The 17,856-nt window shown below is 50.4% G+C and carries 16 protein-coding genes, 1 tRNA gene and 1 pseudogene; 15 read left to right on the top strand and 3 right to left on the bottom strand.

Going from position 1 to position 17,856, the window contains the following annotated elements; translation table 11 throughout:
• The first annotated feature begins 18 nt into the window (after nt 1-18).
• From lpxB to SIC19_RS02900, 4 genes are all read left to right on the top strand, one after another.
• Nucleotides 19-1,203: a lipid-A-disaccharide synthase gene (gene lpxB / locus SIC19_RS02915; protein WP_052479682.1), complete on the top strand. Its 1,185-nt coding sequence runs from the start codon at nt 19-21 to the stop codon at nt 1,201-1,203.
• Nucleotides 1,200-1,877, top strand: coding sequence for a ribonuclease HII (gene rnhB / locus SIC19_RS02910; protein WP_041335156.1), 678 nt, complete (start codon nt 1,200-1,202; stop codon nt 1,875-1,877). The genes lpxB and rnhB overlap by 4 nt, the downstream gene beginning before the upstream one ends.
• A 70-nt stretch (nt 1,878-1,947) precedes the next feature.
• Nucleotides 1,948-2,024, top strand: a tRNA-Met gene (locus SIC19_RS02905).
• Nucleotides 2,025-2,668: 644 nt separating this feature from the next.
• Nucleotides 2,669-3,520: a hypothetical protein gene (locus SIC19_RS02900; RefSeq protein WP_219496179.1), complete on the top strand. Its 852-nt coding sequence runs from the start codon at nt 2,669-2,671 to the stop codon at nt 3,518-3,520.
• Nucleotides 3,521-3,593: 73 nt separating this feature from the next.
• Here SIC19_RS02900 and SIC19_RS02895 read toward each other — a convergent pair whose 3' ends face one another.
• On the bottom strand, nt 3,594-3,785 hold the full coding sequence (locus SIC19_RS02895) for a hypothetical protein (RefSeq protein WP_219496177.1): 192 nt from the start codon (nt 3,783-3,785) through the stop codon (nt 3,594-3,596).
• A gap of 579 nt (nt 3,786-4,364) precedes the next feature.
• Here SIC19_RS02895 and SIC19_RS02890 point away from each other — a divergent pair.
• The 8 genes and pseudogenes from SIC19_RS02890 to SIC19_RS02855 all read left to right on the top strand — a co-directional run.
• Nucleotides 4,365-4,991, top strand: a complete 627-nt coding sequence (locus SIC19_RS02890; protein ID WP_219496175.1) for a hypothetical protein — start codon at nt 4,365-4,367, stop codon at nt 4,989-4,991.
• 169 nt (nt 4,992-5,160) lie between these two features.
• The gene (locus tag SIC19_RS02885) at nt 5,161-6,258 is read left to right on the top strand and encodes an ABC-three component system protein (protein ID WP_219496173.1); all 1,098 of its coding nucleotides are present in this window, start codon (nt 5,161-5,163) and stop codon (nt 6,256-6,258) included.
• Nucleotides 6,251-6,742 (top strand): ABC-three component system middle component 2, encoded by a 492-nt coding sequence (locus SIC19_RS02880; RefSeq protein WP_219496171.1) that lies wholly within the window; start codon nt 6,251-6,253, stop codon nt 6,740-6,742. The genes SIC19_RS02885 and SIC19_RS02880 overlap by 8 nt, the downstream gene beginning before the upstream one ends.
• The gene (locus tag SIC19_RS02875) at nt 6,739-8,565 is read left to right on the top strand and encodes an AAA family ATPase (RefSeq protein WP_219496168.1); all 1,827 of its coding nucleotides are present in this window, start codon (nt 6,739-6,741) and stop codon (nt 8,563-8,565) included. Before SIC19_RS02880 ends, SIC19_RS02875 begins: the two co-directional genes overlap by 4 nt.
• 163 nt (nt 8,566-8,728) lie before the next feature.
• Nucleotides 8,729-9,307: a hypothetical protein gene (locus SIC19_RS02870; protein ID WP_219496166.1), complete on the top strand. Its 579-nt coding sequence runs from the start codon at nt 8,729-8,731 to the stop codon at nt 9,305-9,307.
• A gap of 87 nt (nt 9,308-9,394) precedes the next feature.
• Nucleotides 9,395-9,601 carry a DUF1780 domain-containing protein gene (locus tag SIC19_RS02865; protein ID WP_219496164.1) on the top strand — a complete coding sequence of 69 codons (207 nt, stop codon included), beginning with the start codon at nt 9,395-9,397 and terminating at the stop codon, nt 9,599-9,601.
• 93 nt (nt 9,602-9,694) lie between these two features.
• Nucleotides 9,695-10,222 carry a hypothetical protein gene (locus SIC19_RS02860; RefSeq protein WP_228744612.1) on the top strand — a complete coding sequence of 176 codons (528 nt, stop codon included), beginning with the start codon at nt 9,695-9,697 and terminating at the stop codon, nt 10,220-10,222.
• 206 nt (nt 10,223-10,428) lie between these two features.
• A pseudogene (locus SIC19_RS02855) lies at nt 10,429-10,575 on the top strand (acyl-CoA dehydrogenase); the annotation flags it as partial.
• A 99-nt stretch (nt 10,576-10,674) separates the two neighbouring features.
• On the opposite strand, the gene pcaF reads toward SIC19_RS02855, so the two are convergent.
• Nucleotides 10,675-11,874, bottom strand: coding sequence for a 3-oxoadipyl-CoA thiolase (gene pcaF / locus SIC19_RS02850; protein WP_273623715.1), 1,200 nt, complete (start codon nt 11,872-11,874; stop codon nt 10,675-10,677).
• A gap of 161 nt (nt 11,875-12,035) precedes the next feature.
• On the bottom strand, nt 12,036-12,992 hold the full coding sequence (locus SIC19_RS02845) for a LysR family transcriptional regulator (RefSeq protein WP_219496160.1): 957 nt from the start codon (nt 12,990-12,992) through the stop codon (nt 12,036-12,038).
• 496 nt (nt 12,993-13,488) lie between these two features.
• On the opposite strand from SIC19_RS02845, the gene SIC19_RS02840 reads away from it, so the two are divergent.
• The 3 genes from SIC19_RS02840 (at nt 13,489) to SIC19_RS02830 (ending at nt 17,467) form a co-directional block, all read left to right on the top strand.
• Entirely contained in the window at nt 13,489-14,919 is a 1,431-nt protein-coding gene (locus SIC19_RS02840) for an NAD-dependent succinate-semialdehyde dehydrogenase (protein WP_219496158.1), read from the top strand.
• A gap of 102 nt (nt 14,920-15,021) precedes the next feature.
• Complete coding sequence (locus SIC19_RS02835) at nt 15,022-15,933, top strand: helix-turn-helix transcriptional regulator (RefSeq protein ID WP_219496157.1); 912 nt, start codon at nt 15,022-15,024, stop codon at nt 15,931-15,933.
• Between the two features lie 346 nt (nt 15,934-16,279).
• Nucleotides 16,280-17,467, top strand: coding sequence for a DcaP family trimeric outer membrane transporter (locus tag SIC19_RS02830; RefSeq protein WP_219496153.1), 1,188 nt, complete (start codon nt 16,280-16,282; stop codon nt 17,465-17,467).
• Nucleotides 17,468-17,856 lie beyond the last annotated feature (389 nt).

Below are 17,856 nucleotides of genomic sequence, written 5' to 3'. Positions count from 1 at the left end.
CAGGGAGTGAATGCCCCGGTGACGGACCATCACGAAAACTCTGTAGCCAGCACCCGCAAAGTGACTTTCGCCATCGTGGCCGGAGAGGCGTCAGGAGATATCCTCGGCGCCGGGCTGATCCGTTCCCTGCGGCTCAGGTATCCGAACGCGCGGTTTGTCGGCATTGGTGGCGATGAAATGATCGCGGAAGGCTTCCACTCTCTCGTTCCTATGGAACGGCTGTCAGTGATGGGGCTCGTCGAAGTGCTCGGGCGAATACGGGAGCTGTTCGATATTCGCGCACGGCTGATGAACTACCTGCTGGCGACACCGCCGGACGTCGTCATTGGTATCGACTCCCCGGACTTTACCCTGGGTATTGAGCGCAGGTGTCGTGATGCCGGTATTCCGACCGCCCATTATGTTAGCCCGTCCGTCTGGGCCTGGCGGCAAAAGCGGATCTTCACGATCGCCAAATCTGTCAACCTTATGCTTACCCTGTTCCCGTTTGAGGCCCGTTTCTACGAAGAGCACGGCGTGCCCGTGGCCTTTGTAGGGCACCCCCTGGCGGACCGCATTCCAATGATGCCTGATACAGCTGGTGCCCGTCAGTCCCTGGGGCTTCTGGAAGATGCGCCGGTGCTGGCCATTCTTCCGGGGAGCCGGGGCGGGGAAGTGGAGCGTCTGGGTACTCTTTTTCTGGAGGCCGCCCGTTGGATCCAGGGCAGGCGTCCGGATTTGCAACTGGTGATTCCTTGCGTAAACCGGGATCGGGAAAAGCAGGTTCGGGCACTGGTGGAAGCCCTGGACGTGAAACTGGCGGTGACCATTGTGCGAGGTCGTTCGAGAGAGGTGATGGCATCGTCCGACGTGGTATTGCTTGCGTCCGGAACCGCCACTCTGGAAGCCATGTTGCTGAAGAAGCCCATGGTGGTGGGTTACCGGTTGAGTCGTGTCAGCTATGCATTGGTCTCAAGGCTGGTCAAGGTGCCTTATGTGGCCTTGCCAAACCTGCTGGCCAAGGAACAACTGGTTCCGGAACTATTGCAGGATGATGCTTCGCCCGAGTCTCTCGGAGAAGCCGTGCTTGAGCGCCTTGAAAATGAATCCGAACGCGCCCGGTTGACAGCCGCTTTTTCACAATTGCATGAACAGTTGCGACAGGGGGCTGACGAGCAGTCTGCTGCAGCCATCTCCGCATTGATAGAAGGCGGAGCAGTATGAGTAAGCGCCCCTTACCGCCGTTTGAGTGCCAATATCAGGGGCGACTATTGGCCGGTGTGGACGAAGTGGGACGCGGGCCGCTGGTTGGGGCTGTGGTGACGGCCGCGGTTATCCTGAACCCGGAAAAGCCAATACCGGGCCTGGCGGATTCGAAAAAGCTGACGGACAAGCGCCGTGAGGCTCTTTACGAACAGATCATTGAGCGTGCAGTATCCTGGAGCCTGGGGCGCTGTGAGGCCGATGAGATTGACAGGCTGAACATCTTCCAGGCAACCATGGTGGCTATGGAGCGTGCCGTGGCGGGCCTGCATGTCGAGCCGGAATATGTACTGGTGGACGGTAACCGCTGCCCCAAATGGCGTTGGACCTCTGAGCCAGTGGTGAAGGGCGACAGCCGGGTGGAGGCCATCAGTGCGGCGTCCATTGTCGCCAAGGTGACTCGTGACAGGGAGATGGCTGTGCTCCATGAGGAATTCCCTGAGTACGGCTTTGCAGGCCACAAGGGTTATCCGACGCCCGTACACCTCGAAGCGCTTGGTAGATTGGGTGCAACCGCTCACCATCGTCGCTCATTCCGCCCGGTTCAGGAAGCGATTGATGCCGTGGGTTTGTACAGCCGCGCCGCGGATCAGGAACTGCAATATCCTGGCGACTTGTTTGAAAATATCGATTGACAGGTTCCGGTCGAATCCTTAGTATACGCGCACGTTGATCGGGGGAAGCCCCGGTAAACAACCAGTTTGATGCGGGGTGGAGCAGTCTGGTAGCTCGTCGGGCTCATAACCCGAAGGTCGTTGGTTCGAATCCAGCCCCCGCTACCATATTAAAGAAAGGCAGATCAGTTAGTTACTGGTCTGCCTTTTTTGCGTTTGGGCTAGCAGAAATTCCATGTGACGTATATGTGACAAATATGTGCCATGGCTTGTGACGGTTCGATCTGCGGCCAGGTGGAAAATGACCGTCAGTCAGTTTTTGTTCTTCCTGTGACAGTAGTCGTCTACGCTGCAAGTCTGAGTGTGTTCTTGACGTTCCAGTCTAGCCCAAGCTGCCACATTATGGCGACATAGGCCGGGGTTCTGGCCACGCTTTCTCATTGGAAAGCGGACCTTTTACCGCGACGAGATGAGCTAGTGAAGAGAGGCTGAACCGGGGTAGGTTCACTCATGGGTTAGGAGTGACAAGGGCACCAGCATAAGTCCAAGCTTTTAAACAAAAGCGGACATTAGTAATCGCTTTTTAAAGATCCACGCTTCCATTGGGAAAGCAGACCTTTTTCTGCCACGACGAGATTGCCTACTGAAGGATTCTGGGTAGTCGTCCAAAGAGTACGTGGCTCGATTTAGCAACTGGGATAAGTCCACTTTGCATCGCCTCCTAAAACATAAAGTAACATAATGTTTGTAGCTTACCTCTACATGTGTCGTTGTATCCTGCCCTTCGACGTATCACTAACGCAGGAGAATGCATGCCTTTTCAGACCAAGATGTTCCCTCTCATAGTCTCCACGCTGGCCATTGGATTGATCAGTGGTTGCGCGTCTACCGGAATCACGGAAGCCGAGCCTGATCACAGTCGGGCATGGAACCTGACCCACAGTGTTGGAATGACCGATCTCGAAGATGCAGAGGTGCCCAAGGACCAAATCCCGAGCGGTCTGGGTACGGCGACAGGTCTGGCCATCGATGTGGCTTACTTCATGAATAGTTCTACCCTTGCAATGTCATTCGGCGACGCATTCGGTCTGGGATTGCTTGGGGCGCTGACTACGACGAATAAGAGTCACGCTGAGCGAAGCAGTGTCATCGCATGGGTACCGCAAGACCAGGTAGAAGGTCCCGAAACTGTCAACATTTGGCTTGGTAACGAGATTAAAGACGCCACGATGACGGCGATGAACGAATTGGGGATTGAAGGAGAGCCTGAGTTTCACAACGAGCTGACGGATAACTTTTTCAACGGAACCTTCACTGAAACGAAGATTTCAGGTGTGAAGGCCGATGGCACTGAATGTGGCGCGTATTTCAAGGTGTATCCCGAGCAAGTGTCGGAGCTTAAAACAATTCCTGATTTCATTGCTCCAAACAAAAAGGGTTACCAGGTCTTCGCCGGCGATGAAATGGAGTATCCCCGTTTTTCTGCTTACTGCCTGAGTGATACCTCTTTGGATCAGTACGTGGAATTTGTGAGTGCTATCAGCAAGCATCTCCCCGATACGGTGTACTTTTACACGCGCCAGCTGGAGCTTGCAGACCAAACGATCCCGCCCGTTGTGTATGATCACGGCCAGGCGCTGTTATTCCTCACTGCCGAGAACTAAGACAGCCTTAGTCCCCTTAGAGCCAGAGCCGGGAGCATAGAGCGCCCCGGCTTTTCTTCATCAGGCCGAAGGATCACATGTAGTGGCCAGGACCACCGTCATCGTCATCGATCTGGTGAATCTTCCCGTCTCTGGCAGCCTGATGCTCGTTTAAGTAGAAGCTACCAGGCCTCTTGGTTTCTTCTGTCTCTGAATCATTTTTTGTGAATATGTTGTAGATCATAATAAGCACCATGACCACTATGATCGCTCCAAAGAATCCCATCTAAATCTCCAACCCCGAGTCTTTAATCTCTAACTATGACAGAGACGTGAATTGACTGTCGAAACGAGTCGCGACAACTCGCGTTCTTTTTTGTAAACAACAGAATTTGCAGTTCAGTGGGCGGTGCTGGGACTGGCTATGGCTGTGTAACCATCCCTATTTCAGTTGCACCGCTGATCAGAGTTTTCCACCCTTTGGTGTTTGCCCAAATATTCCCATGGCGTCAGGTCTTCCAGTGAATCGGAGTGGGAGGTAACGGGCTCGCGCGGCCCTGCGAAAGGCTCGCTTTGCGACCGTCACGCATCCCACGCGACACCTAAACAAAAGCGAACATTCGATTCAGGTCTTTCCTCCAGAGCCTTAAAGCCGATCACAGCCATTTCATCCAGTACGATGGGAGCAAGTTGCAGACGCTGAATGATTACATGGCAGAGACGGTCATGCTCGGCTAAGCTGTTGTTTTATAAATTTATGCGCAGCGCCATTGATAGTTCAAAGTCAGTAATCATGACGCAGTCAACTTTCTGCAATGATCAAGCCCGCAGCCTAATTATTGTAAGTGGTAAATAAAGGGAATCTATGGCATACGATTTCGAGTTATGGAGAAAGCGCCACGTTGAGAGAAGTGATCTCACCACGGAATTAGTTCACCTAACACGCTCTAAGGGCGATGATCAGGTGGCCCTCGATTCCCTATTTGAAATACTTGAGTCAGGGAAGTTGATTGGCAGTACAACCTTTTCAGGCTTTATCGTTGGCGACACGCCCGCAGTTTGTTTTCAAGATGCGCCGCTCAGCGCGGTTGGACAGAATTGCTGGTTCGAGCAAACTTTTCGGGAAGAGAATACTTGGGCAAAAAAACGGTATGATCCTACCGGAGTCATGTTTTCAAAGACGTACGTTTTTGAAAAGGGCGGAAGACCGGTTGTCTATGACAGGACTTCAGAAGCGAAAATTTATCTGCCCGGGGACCAATGGTGGCGCATTGTCAACTTTGATTTAAGTGATAGAGAGAATATTCGAGATTGGTCCCATGAGAGGGAGTGGCGGATTCCGAACGCGCTGAATTTCAAGACATCCGACGTGATTTTGCTGTTTTCGAACAACGCTTGTGTACAAGAGTTTATCGATAAGTGCGATGACGCTGGCAAACCTTTCTACCGTGATGCTAGGGGAATTACCACAATGGAGAGCGTCATAGGCTAAGCCCTAAAAAGTGCAGGTACGGCGATGCCCACTATATTGCGCTTTCGGCTTCACTACGTGGGCGCGCATGCTGCAAACGTTATGCACGAAGGAGAATGAAGCGCCGGGCTAATCGTTTGTTGTGTTCTCAGAAAGTTCATGAACCTTATGAGGAAAAGGGCCATATAGGATGATTGCCGAGACCGATTTAAAGGAGATAAGGCCTAAGCTGCCAACAGCTGCACCTTCGTCTGCTCATGTGCAATCAGGTATTCCCGTTCCCAAGGCGATCCGCGTCAAAAATTTTAGTCCTGATGATTGGGAAGACTTTATCGAGGAATGGGCAACGAGTCTTGAAGGCTCGTATGTCAAGGTTCGTCGCTTCGGTGGCTCGGGCGACTGTGGCGTCGATATCGCAGGTTTTTGCACTGATAAGGGATTTGAAGATATGTGGGACAATTATCAGTGTAAACGTTACGCGAATCCACTGCGACCAAGCGATGTTTGGGTCGAACTGGGGAAGATCATTTATTACTCGTATATCGGCGAATATACACCACCACGAAAGCATTATTTCGTGGCATCCCTCGGTGTTGGAACAACATTAGAAAAACTTCTAAATAAACCGACCGAGCTTCGTGAAAAATTCAAAGAAAATTGGGAGGGGCACTGTAAAAGCGGAATCACCTCAACCAAGGAAATCGAGCTCAGCGGAAGACTACTGTCATATGTGGACGCTTTTGATTTCAGGATATTTTCATCGAAATCACATGTTGAGCTGATTGAAGCGCATAGTCATACCGGGTTTCACGCAGTCCGATTTGGCGGTGGTTTGCCTTCAAGGCCAGATCCCGAAGAGCCGCCCGCTGTCCCTGCGACATCCGAGAGCCGGTATATCCGCCAGCTCCTTGACGCTTATGGAGATCATTTGGGAAGCCCACTCCAGGATATAAACGCGCTCGCCGCACACAGCACGTTGGAACAGAATTTCTGGAGGCAACGTGAGCGCTTCTATCATGCTGAAGCATTAAGAAACTTTGCCAGAGACACTGTGCCAGAAGGGACATTCGACAATCTTCAGGACGAGATTTTTCACGGCGTCGTAGATGTTGCCGACTCAACCCATCCCAACGGGTACGAAAGGATGAAAGCAACAGTGGCACAGGCATCATCTGTCGCTTTGACGGCAAATCCACTTGCGTCAGCAACCAAGTCGCAGGATCGGCAGGGCATCTGCCACCAGCTAGCGAATGAGGATCGTCTCAAATGGATGATGGACGATGACTAACCACTCTCACCCGGCACCATTCAACAGCCCACTGGAAACTGGTATCCGCTCTCTAGAGATTCTGGTCGCTGCCTATCCGGAAGCTTTCGACCTCGAAAGACTGGTCGAAATGGATTATCTCGTCGTCCATTCCGAAGATGCCGATGGGCCTGAAAGTCTTCACGCAGCTCTGCCTATGAGAGCAGGAGAATTGCTAGTCCGACGTGGGCTAATTGAAAAGGGCATTTTATTGATGATGAGCCGAAACCTCATACAGCAAATACCCGCAGAGGAAGGTTTCGACTACATCGCTGGAGACGCCGCTGCGCCTTTTCTCGCCTCGCTAACATCCAGCTATTCTCAGAGGCTAAAAGAGCGCGCGCATTGGGCGGTCGAGCAGTTCGCGGGTGTGGAAACATCGGAGATTCGACAAACGATGCATCGGTTGTTTGAGAATTGGTCCACCCAGTTCCAAATCATAGATAGACCGCGAGGTAACCAATGAGCAACAGGTACCTCCAACTGCGTCGGATCGCATTTTCCGGCCCCAACAAAATGGCCGAGTTGACGTTCTCGAACGGTGTGAATGTGATTTGCGGCGCATCGGATACGGGGAAGTCGTTCCTCGCGGAATCGATTGATTTCATGCTTGGAGGATCCGAATTAAGAGGCATTCCAGAGCGAACTCCATTCGGTGAAATCCAATTCGACCTTGATATGACCTCAGGGGAGCAATGGCGCTTCTATCGCGCGAGTTCTGGGGGAAACTTCAAGGCTCGGAACCTTCTCGATGAGGATGCCGCAGTTGAAGTCCTCAAAAAAGATCATAGTCACGGAAAAACCGACAACGTTTCGGGATTCCTTCTCGATAAAATCGGGCTTCTTGGAAAACGCATATTGCGCAGCAAGAAGAAGGGTACAACGCAGAGTTTAAGTTTCAGGAATCTGGCAAGACTTGTGATCGTCCAAGAAGGCGAGATTCAGCAAATCGGCTCGCCCTTCTGGGGTGGTCAATACACTTTGAAAACTGCCGAGTTGGCGACAATAAAGCTTCTTCTATCGGGTGTAGATGATTCCGATGTTGTTGAGACAACGCAGAGGGGAACAGATAGTGCAAAACAAATCGAGCTGATTGATGAACTGCTGGCCGAAATTAGACAGGAAATTGCAGACCTTGGTGAAGAAGATGCCGACCTTAAGGAACAGATTGGTCGCCTCGACGAGACTATCGAGCATCGCCGGGAAAATCTGAAGGCTATTCAATCCCAGCTTGATTCCCTTTTGGAGCAACGACGAGAATTGGTGGATGTTCGAACGGCGATTCGGGACCGATTAGACGAAATTGTCGATCTGTTGGCTAGATTTGATCTTCTCCTTGAGCACTATGCTGTCGATATTGAACGTTTGACGGCAATACAGGAAAGCGGAGCGATGTTCGCTCATGTGGAATCGGTTCCTTGTCCACTCTGCGGAGCATCACCGCAAGCACAGCAACATGATGCTGCCTGCGATGGGGACGTTGAGGCGATCGTTCAGGCAGCTACCGCAGAAATTGCAAAGATAGTGCGACTAAAGGGCGAACTCCAAGCGACTGTCGCTAAATTAAAGTCCGAGGCAGTCTCTCAAGAACAAGAGTTGTTAGATAAAAATCGAGAGTACGAGAATGTTAGCGCCCAGATTCAAGAAACCGTAGCGCCGACTGTGAGTGAAGAAAGGGCATCTTTCTCGGAGCTTATTGAAAAGCGGGCAGAGGTCCAGAGGGGGATCGACCTATACGCCAGAGCGGCGAAGCTCGAAGAGCGTAGGATAGCTTTAGAGCAAGATGAAGGCGAAGCAGGTTCCTCTGGCGCCGTCGTCTCCGGCCTACCTGACTCTGTTGCGCATGACTTTTCACTCAGGATTGCCAAGTTGCTGAAAGCATGGGATTTCCCAGGTGACTGCTTCGTTCATTTCGACAAGGAAACGACCGATTTTGTCATCGATGGAAAGCCGCGAGGTAGTCGGGGCAAAGGGCTTCGTGCTATTACGCACGCAGCGGTAAGTATCGCATTACTGGAGTATTGCCTCGAAAACGACCTGCCGCATCCTGGCTTTGTTGTGCTGGACTCGCCGCTTCTTGCGTATTTCAAGCCGGAAGGCGATGAAGATCGGCAACTACAGGGCACAAATTTGAAAGAGAGCTTTTATGCTTATCTTGTCGACCACCACAGTAGCGATAGCCAGATCGTGATCGTTGAAAACCAGCATCCGCCCGATTCTGTATTGGACCGACTAAGCATGACAGTGTTCACCGGCAACCCAAATGATGGTCGGAAAGGTTTCCTCTAGGGTTAATTGATGCTACTTGCGGAACTTTAAGTTGTGACCTCGGGAGGCATAACAAGTGCCTATTGCCGGACGCGCCTGTGCTGGCGCTCCGGCACTCCGAAGAGCCGATGCGTTATACGACCAGCTAACGTTTTATTTGACCAGAATGTTGTGAGCTTTATCTATGTCTCGATGGTTTGATTTTTCACAACCGGAATATCAGCTTCAGGAATTGGGTCGTCTACGAATGCTCTGGCGTGACGTGCCGGATCAAGAAGCTGTTAATGCCATAGCGGAAGCGCATCAGTACTACAGTTTTTTGAAAGACATGATAATTGGGCGCCTCCAAAGCTGGTCGGAGGTACCAGCAGAACGTCCACATTGGCATACGCCCACCCCTTTAAGCCTTTCGACTAGAGCTGGCGCTGTGTCGAGTAGCATTGTCGTTGGGGCATCCATCGTCGAATGCGCAATGAGGGCCCACGCAGAAAACCGCAATTTGAAGAAATTGATGAAAAAAGACCCGAAGCACCGAACCTTTGGCTCGGTTATTTATGCTTGGGAGAATCATGGAGTCCACGGTCCAGAAATTACTGCGATCTTGCCTGATTTAAAGCGTATTCACGGAAAGCGAAATGATATCCACTTGTATGCTAGTTTTGGTCGAACCTGGGAAGATGTTGAGGCTGAGGAGCAAAACTTGGTGAACTCTTTGGAGAGACTTTTGGTTTTCTTCCAGCAACTCAAACCGGCGAAGATCTAGGTGGCTACAGGGGCGTCCGTATAATCAAACGCTGCTGGGCAGAAGCCAAAAGCTAATTCCAAATACGCGCACAGAGATCGTAAGTCGATGGATCTCCTGTTTTATGTGAACTTGAAACATGTCTTTGGAGTTTATGAAGAGCCCTACACGGATGTTTCCGAGATCCAAGATTTTGGGTGTAGGTCTGTACCGTTTGTGAAAGGTCAGATCGCGTGCTGCTTATACGCAAGCGAGGAAGCGCCCCAATGGTTGCGCGAAGTTGTCGGGAATATCCGTCACAAGGTTTGGGACTGAAACAGTGTTCAACAAGTGAATCACGTCGTCCGTTATACTCTGGCGCCAAGAACATTTTTTATAGGCGATGTTATTTGTAAGGAATAATGGGTTATGGAGCAACTCAAAAGCCTCGACGAGCTAACCGAAATGGACGAAAAGCATCGTTTAATGGGTGCTGTCTGTGGTGGTGTTCCTAGCCTGGAAAAAATGCACGATTTGTTGTCGCAAGAGCATCTGAACCACGAAGTCCCGGATGAGATTAAGGGTCAATTTAATGTCGCAAGAAACATGGCACTTTATAGCTACTATTTTTATGCACTGGCTCCAGAAGTGCATTTGAAAACCTATACCGTGATCGAGCATGCTCTGAAACTTAAAGCGAAACCTGAAAAGCATATGATGTTGGGCAAACTTCTCCGTATCGCGCTTCAGAATGGTTGGATCTCTGACGCGGGATTCCGCCACATTGAAAATCCGTCGCCGGCCAACGAGTGGTGCACAGCGATGCTGAAAGGCATTCCTCATCTGCGAAACTCTCAAGCTCACGGCTCATCGATGTTGATCGGGGACTGTATTCATCACATTGCAGTTTGTGCGGACTTTATTAATCAGCTCTTTCCTGAGGGAGAGAAAACGTAACAAGGAGCGCAAGACGGGAGATCCCTATTGGGCCGTCGCTTCGCTCCGCGTTACCTGTCCAATCTGAATGTTCGCGTTGCGACCAGGGCACACTCCGGACTCAGCTAAACAAAAGCGAAAATTCGCGCCCCCACTTTTCGGTCAGTTTTATTCCGACTTTGGTCGATTGCGCTGCTTCTCTAGGAAGTCGGCAATCATTTTCAGTGGTGCTCGGGGGTAACGGCATCATTAATGAATTTGGGGTGGCGCGACACCTGGTGAATCTGGAAGTGGTGAATACCTATGAAGGCACCCACGATGTTCACGCCTTGATTCTGGGTCCAGCCCAGACCGGGATTCAGGCGTTTTTCTGATGATGCCTCCATCTAATAATGGCTGATGGAAAGGCAAGTCGTTGAATGGGTCAGGGTGGAAATGGGCCAGTCCTCAACGGCAGGCCCATTAGCTAAATTTCAAACCCGTTCAATCAGTGTAGCAATACCCTGGCCCACACCCACACACATGGTGCACAGGGCGTAACGGCCACCGGTGCGCTGCAGTTGGTGGGCGGCGGTCATCAGCAGGCGGGCGCCAGACATGCCCAGCGGGTGGCCAAGGGCAATGGCGCCGCCGTTTGGGTTCACCCGGGTATCGTCATCAGCAATGCCGAGCTCACGCAGGACCGCGAGGCCCTGGGCGGCAAAGGCCTCGTTAAGTTCGATTACGTCGATGTCGTCGATACTGATGTTCTGCTTTTCCAGCAATTTGCGGACGGCGGGTACCGGGCCGATGCCCATGATGCGCGGTTCCACGCCGGCAGTGGCCATACCGAGGATTTTTGCCATGGGCTTGAGGCCCTGCTGTTTTACCGCGGTTTCGCTGGCAACCAGCATGGCGGCGGCGCCGTCGTTGACGCCGGAGGCATTACCAGCGGTCACGCTGCCATTCTCACGGAAGGGCGTGGGCAGGGCAGCAAGTTTCTCGAGCGTGCTTTCGCGGGGATGCTCGTCGGTGTCGAATACCAGTGGGTCCTGTTTCCGGCGCGGAATGGACACCGGCACGATTTCTTCGGCGAAGCGTCCTTCCTTCTGGGCTCGGGCCGTCTTCTCCTGGGAACGGAAGGCGAACAGGTCCTGATCTTCACGTGACACTTTGTATTGCTCGGCCACGTTCTCTGCCGTTTCCGGCATGGAGTCGATGCCGTATTGCTTTTTCATCAGCGGGTTCACAAATCGCCAGCCAATGGTGGTGTCCTCAATCTTCTGGCTACGGGAAAAGGCGCTGTCGGCCTTGCCCATCACGTAGGGCGCGCGAGACATGGATTCCACGCCGCCGGCCAGTACCAAATCCATTTCACCGGCGCGGATGGCGCGAAAAGCCGAGCCCACGGCATCCATGCCGGAGCCGCACAGACGATTGAGAGTGGTGCCGGGAACCGACGTAGGCAAGCCGGCCAGCAGGGCAGACATCCTTGCCACGTTGCGGTTGTCTTCACCTGCCTGGTTGGCGGAGCCCATCATCACTTCGTCAATGGCGACCGGGTCCAGTTCCGGAGCCTGCTCAAGCACGGCTTTGAAGATGTGGGCCGCCAGGTCATCAGGGCGAACGCTGGCCAGGGTGCCGCCGAAGCGGCCGATAGCCGAGCGGCGGGGATGGCAAATAAAAACATTCATCAGTTGGAAACCTCATTCCGCCGGAAGCAGATCAAGTGGGGACCTATGTAATCATTTCTGGCCGCCCAACTTACAGGTTGCAAGTGGGTGTCACAATTATATGATTGGCATAAAAGGCATCTAAAAAATGTATATGTCATTGGTTGAGAGAGGATTGGTAATCAACGGCGTTTTTCAAATAGCAGCTTGCCGCTCCATCGCCCGGATTCGACGTGTTGTGTGACTTGATAGAAAATCACCTCAATCAACTTTCTGACAGCGATTGAAGTGGGCCGGTTGCCTGGAGTAGCTATCGCCAGAGAACGGTATAGTTCAGGTTTAACGATAGGGACGGCAACAACCTCTCCACGTTCCACCATTTCATTGACAGTGGCAGAGGACAAAATGGTATAACCAAGCTGCTGCTTGATCATCTCGCTTAGAAGCGGCCACGCACTGACCTCAAAGGCCAGGTTGATCTTTTTGCCCCTTTGCATCGCTTCCTTTTCCATTCGCGCTCTCAAGCCATGTTTTTCTTCGGGTAGGATCAGCGGTAGATTGAGAACTTCGTCAAGATTCACAGTGTCCCGTTTCGAGATTTCAGTGTTCGGTGGAGCAATCAGGAAAAAACGCTCGTCAATAAGTGGGGTATGGCGCGAGTTCTTATGCTTGCTTTGATCATAGGTGATCACCAGATCCAGCTTTTGCTGAGAAACCATTTGCTGCAGCGTGCCGCTCATGGCTGATCTCACCGCGAGATTTACACGTGGATAAAGTGTGCGGAACTGTTTGACGATCATCGTTGCCAATTCGTTGGAGATAGTTGGTAGCAATCCGAGCTTCACCTGACCGGTTACGGTTCCAGAGACTGCCGCCACATCTGCTTGAAGCTGTTCTGTATCCTGAAGCAGGCCTTTGGCGCGTTCATAAAGAACTTCTCCTGCGGTCGTTAGCAGAACACCCCGCCCATGGCGAACAAACAGCTCAGCATCCAGGGCTTCTTCAAGCAATCTAATTTGGCGGCTTAAAGCCGGTTGTGCAATGAATAGCGCCTCCGAGGCGCGACTGAAACTACCTCTCTCGGCAATGGTAAGAAAGCTGTTCAGTTGGCGAAGATCAATCTTGAGGTTGGAAGCCATACAGTGTTGATCACTTATTGTTAGATCCCGTATCTCGCTGATTGCGAGCCGTTCTTTAAGCTATACCAACGATCACTAGGAAATATAGAAAAAAACGATACTGATCGCGTTTCAAACAAGGTCATTAAAAACGATAATAGAAACATTGGTTTATGCGTTCTCTGTTTTGCTTTGGTCTTAGTCGCGGCGTTTGGCTTTTTTGATCTTTGTCATTTTTATTCAATTAGCGGACAAATTGCTTCAAGACGCTATCAGGTAACCCTTGCATCATGTGCAGTATTGTGAGGAAGAAAGGTTAGGGCCGTAGAAATCGTTCGAATCAGCCCGCGCGGATTTCTTTGAGGGTTGCGCTACCCCTTTTCAAACGTACTCCCCATCGACGTGAAGAAAGCAAATCACGAATGTGAGTGCTTTGGTCTGCTGAAGCACGTTGTTGCTGGCGCGAGACAAGCGCTTGTGGGGCGGGAGAAGAGCCAAAAAAAGACGGAGAAGCAATATGTATCCCAATCTCAAGATGTACATCGGTGGTCAGTTTGTGGACGGGAATGGTGAATCCAGCCAGTCGGTCATGAATCCCTCCAATAATGAGGTTTTGGCCACGCTACCTTATGCAAGTGAAAGTGACCTGGACCGGGCGCTGGAATCGTCGGAACAAGCCTTTCGTTTGTGGAAGAAGGAACCCGCCGTGGGGCGTTCCCGGATTTTACGGAAGGTGGCAGAACTTATTCGAGAAAGAGCAGAGAACACGGGTCGGGTACTCACGTTGGAACAAGGGAAGCCGGTTCGCGAAGCCATTGGCGAGGTCTTGTCCTGTGCTGAGCATGCTGAATGGCACGCGGAGGAATGCCGCAGAATATATGGTCGTATCATTCCTTCACGAAAATCGAATGTACAACAAACCGCACTTAAGGAACCGATAGGAGTGTGCGTTGCTTTCTCGCCGTGGAATTTTCCTTTCAGTCAGGCTTTCCGCAAAGTTGTCGCTGCCATTGGCGCGGGCTGTACGGTTATTCTTAAAGGGTCAAGCGACACCCCTGCCTCCGTGATGCTGATGGCACAAATATTCCATGATGCAGGTTTGCCAAAGGGCGTTTTTAACGTCGTATCTGGTGACTCTGGCATGATTTCCGAGTACTTGATCAGGTCGCCGATCGTCCAGAAGATCAGCTTTACTGGCTCTACGCCGGTCGGTCGGAAGCTGGCGTCACTTGCCGGAGCCAACATGAAACGTTGCACCATGGAGCTTGGCGGTCACGCGCCGGTCATTGTTTGTGACGACGCAGATATCGACAAAGCCGTTAAAGACTTGGCCGGATTCAAGTTTCGGAACGCGGGGCAGATTTGTATCTGTCCGACCCGGTTCTTCGTTCAGCGGAATATCTACAACGATTTTGTCTCCAGGTTTTCCGAAGAGGCAAAGAAAATCAAAGTGGGATGTGGGTCCGATGACTCCACAACGATGGGGCCTCTGGCCCAATCCCGTAGGGTAGGGGAGATGCAAAAGTTAGTTGACGACGCTTGCCAGAAGGGCGGCGTGTTGGTGACGGGCGGTGAGACGCCGTCTGGCGCGGGGAACTTTTATCCACCAACGGTTCTCAAAGATGTTCCTGATGATGCGATGTTCATGAATGATGAACCCTTTGGCCCAATTGCAGGTTTTGTGCCGTTCGACAGCATCACCGAAGTGCTGGAACGAGCTAACCGGTTGTCCTTCGGGTTGGCTGCCTATGCGTACACCTCATCTGTTAGCAATGCCCATCGTATTACCAATGGCCTGGAAGTCGGTATGGTCTCTGTGAACCACATAGGGCTGGCGTTGGCGGAAACTCCCTTTGGAGGCGTCAAGGAAAGCGGCTATGGTAGGGAAGGTGGCAGTGAGACCTTTGATAGTTATCTGGCTACCAAGTTTGTGACTCAGATGAGCTGATTTCGGTTGAGAGCCAAGAGTATGAGTTTTCTTTGAGTTAAATGGTTATAAACTTAATTTTATCTTCGGGTCTTTCGATCAAAAACAAAAAGGAGACCGTTAATGACCAGCAACTTGTTAGCACCAAATGACATTCTTAATGTTATACCTGGGCAGGTAATCTGTGACGGTACTGTAGAAAGTTCGCTGAAAAATCGGCTTTCGATGAGAAACTATCGGTTCGATAAAACTGAAGTTTATATTCCTGAAATGCGAGATTACATGCTGGTCAGGTGGGAGTCTCCGCCTGAGAATCTTGGTTTCTTCCATTCGGGTAAGTGGGCAAATCAGGACGCTCGTACCGATAGCGTGACAATTCTGGCGCGTGGAGAGCCATCTCGATGGTTCTGGACAAATGATATTCAGGTCTCACACGTTTATGTCTCCGAGTTTGCTATTAAAAAAGTCGCTAATGATCTCTTTGAGAAAGATATTGACAGCTTGAATATCGATCATAGAGCGGTTTCTCAGGATGCCACACTGGCTGAGTTGATGAAGTCATACGAACGGGAGTGCCTGGGTGAAAGTCTCGGTGGTCAACTATATGCGGAAACCATTGAGACTCAGATATGTATCCATCTGATCAGGGAATATTCTCAATGCAAGCTTCGTGAAATTCAGGTTGATCGAAGTATGCCTGTTTCAAAGCAAAAAACGATTGAAGAATATATTGTTGAAAACCTTGACCAATGTATAAGTATCGATGATTTGGCGGAAATCTCGGGATTTAGTAATTCGTACTTTATTCGCCTGTTCAGAAATGCGTTTGGTATGCCTCCACACGCCTATATTCTTCAGCGGAGGCTGGAAATGGCGAAGGCGATGCTAGAGTCGCCGATGGATATACCGATCAAGGTAATTGCAATGGAGTGTGGTTTTTCCGATCAGAGCCATCTGACGCGTCTGTTCAAGAACAAATTTTCTACAACGCCTAACAGATACAGGAATAAGACGAAACTAACTGAATTTTGTTGAATTGCCGATCAATATATTTACCTTAGATGCCCGACTCTCTGCTTGAAGAGTGAGTCGCGCATCGTTTTTATGCCTGGCTGATTTTCCGGAACCACCTCACTCCCATATGAACTTCCCCGATCCCGTGGTTGCATGTATTTTCATGTGGAATTGCTATGCAGTAATTTCGGTTTATATTTTGGTTGTAATCATTGTCAAAAATTTAAAAATTTTTTAAATGCCATTTAATTTAATTGGTTTATTTATCTTATGGTTCAAAAAAACAATAAATACATTCAATATTTCAAAGGTATATATCAGGATCATTTGAGTTGGTTTTATAAAAAATCAACAAAGGAAAAGCCAGATGATCCAGGAAAATATAAACAATAGTACTGCTGATAAATTCAGTAACAAAACGAATCGTAGCTATTTTAAGATGGCGAAATTGAAACTGCCGGGTGTAATTTTATTGGCGACAGTATCCCTCCCGGCATTTTCTGAAAGTATCACAGTGGGCGACACAAACCTTACGCTGTATGGTTACGCAAAGCTTGACCTCATCTATGATTTCGATTCGCCTCTGGGTATTTCGATTATCCACCAGAATATCAGGCTTGACGATACAAATGGCCCCGATGGTCATTTTGACGCACACGCCTTAGAGTCCAGGATCGGCATTTCAACCATTACTCCTAGCGAGCTCGGAAATATCGAGACCCGGGTTGAAGGTGATTTTTATGGGCCTGGCGGGACCTTTCGACTCCGGCAGGGGTACGGTACATGGAATGGCATTCTTGCAGGTCAAACCGAAACGAACTTTTCGACGTTTCTTGGTTACACGCCGAGCATTGATTTCACCGGTCAGGTAGGACAAACAAACCTGGACCGTCAGGCGCAGATTCGTTACTCAACAGGGGGGCTCTCGATAGCTTTAGAGGAGGCTGACAAGCAAGGAGGCCGAGCCTATGAAATGGAAGAGACCGTCGAAATCAAGAGTAGCCTTCCAGATCTGACTCTCAGATATGACGATGCTCTGGGCAGTATGAACTATTCCTTAGGAGCCGTGTTGCGGAAGTTAACTGCTTATGATGCCGCTGCTGATCGGGAAGAAGACGAATTCGGTTATGGTGTCACCTTCTCGGGAAAAATGCCTGTTTCATCAAGGGTGAGCCTGCAAGGTGCAGTAGTCTACGGTGAAGGTGTTGGTGGTTACCTGTGGTTAAACCCGGCTGCGCCGGCCTACTACGACCCTGTTACTGCCAAACTCGAAGCTATCGAAGCCGTTGGCGGTACTCTTGGAATATCCGTGGCTGTTGGTCCTGGTTTAGCAAACCTGGCCTATGGTGTGTCCGAAGCTGATCTGGACGACATAAAAAATGTTGACGTTAGCAATGAGGGCGAACAAAACACGAGCCTTTATTTGAACTACCTGTGGTCGCCCGTTGAGAATGTCGATTACGGTATTGAAGTTAGCCACCATACCCGAGAGTTGGTGGGGGGGCGTGAAGGGAAGGCGACACGTCTTCAGGCGATGGCTAAATACACTTTCTGAACATTGATTTAAGCGTTGTTGTGCCCCTAGTTGCCCCGACTCTATGTCGGGGCTTTTTTCTGTATGGATCAGTGGCATCTTTCTTTTCCCATAAGTAGCAGGATAAAATCTCGAATTAGCTTCATCATAATAAAGCTCAGCCAATTAATTTGCTGTCTCGATATTCCCAACAAGTCCGTTCTATTTTTCTACCAGTTCGGACATCTTGCCTGCAAGCTTCTTAGTTCTCGCCCCATCAATGTTCTACTCATCTTCGTAGAATTCCGGAGTGAACTTCAGATTTAATTTCATAAAATATTGATTTTTAGAGGAGATCACCTTCTGGCCTCAGCATGTTAATGCCTTTTATTTTGCTTTAATAATGTCGCTATCGGCTTGTTGTTGATAGA

Origin of the sequence: Marinobacter sp. MIT930201, assembly GCF_047122665.1 — a bacterium.
In the GTDB taxonomy this organism is placed as follows: Bacteria; Pseudomonadota; Gammaproteobacteria; order Pseudomonadales; family Oleiphilaceae; genus Marinobacter; species Marinobacter salarius.
Note: the sequence above shows the minus strand (reverse complement) of the source record. Positions and strands in the feature narration are given on the sequence as shown.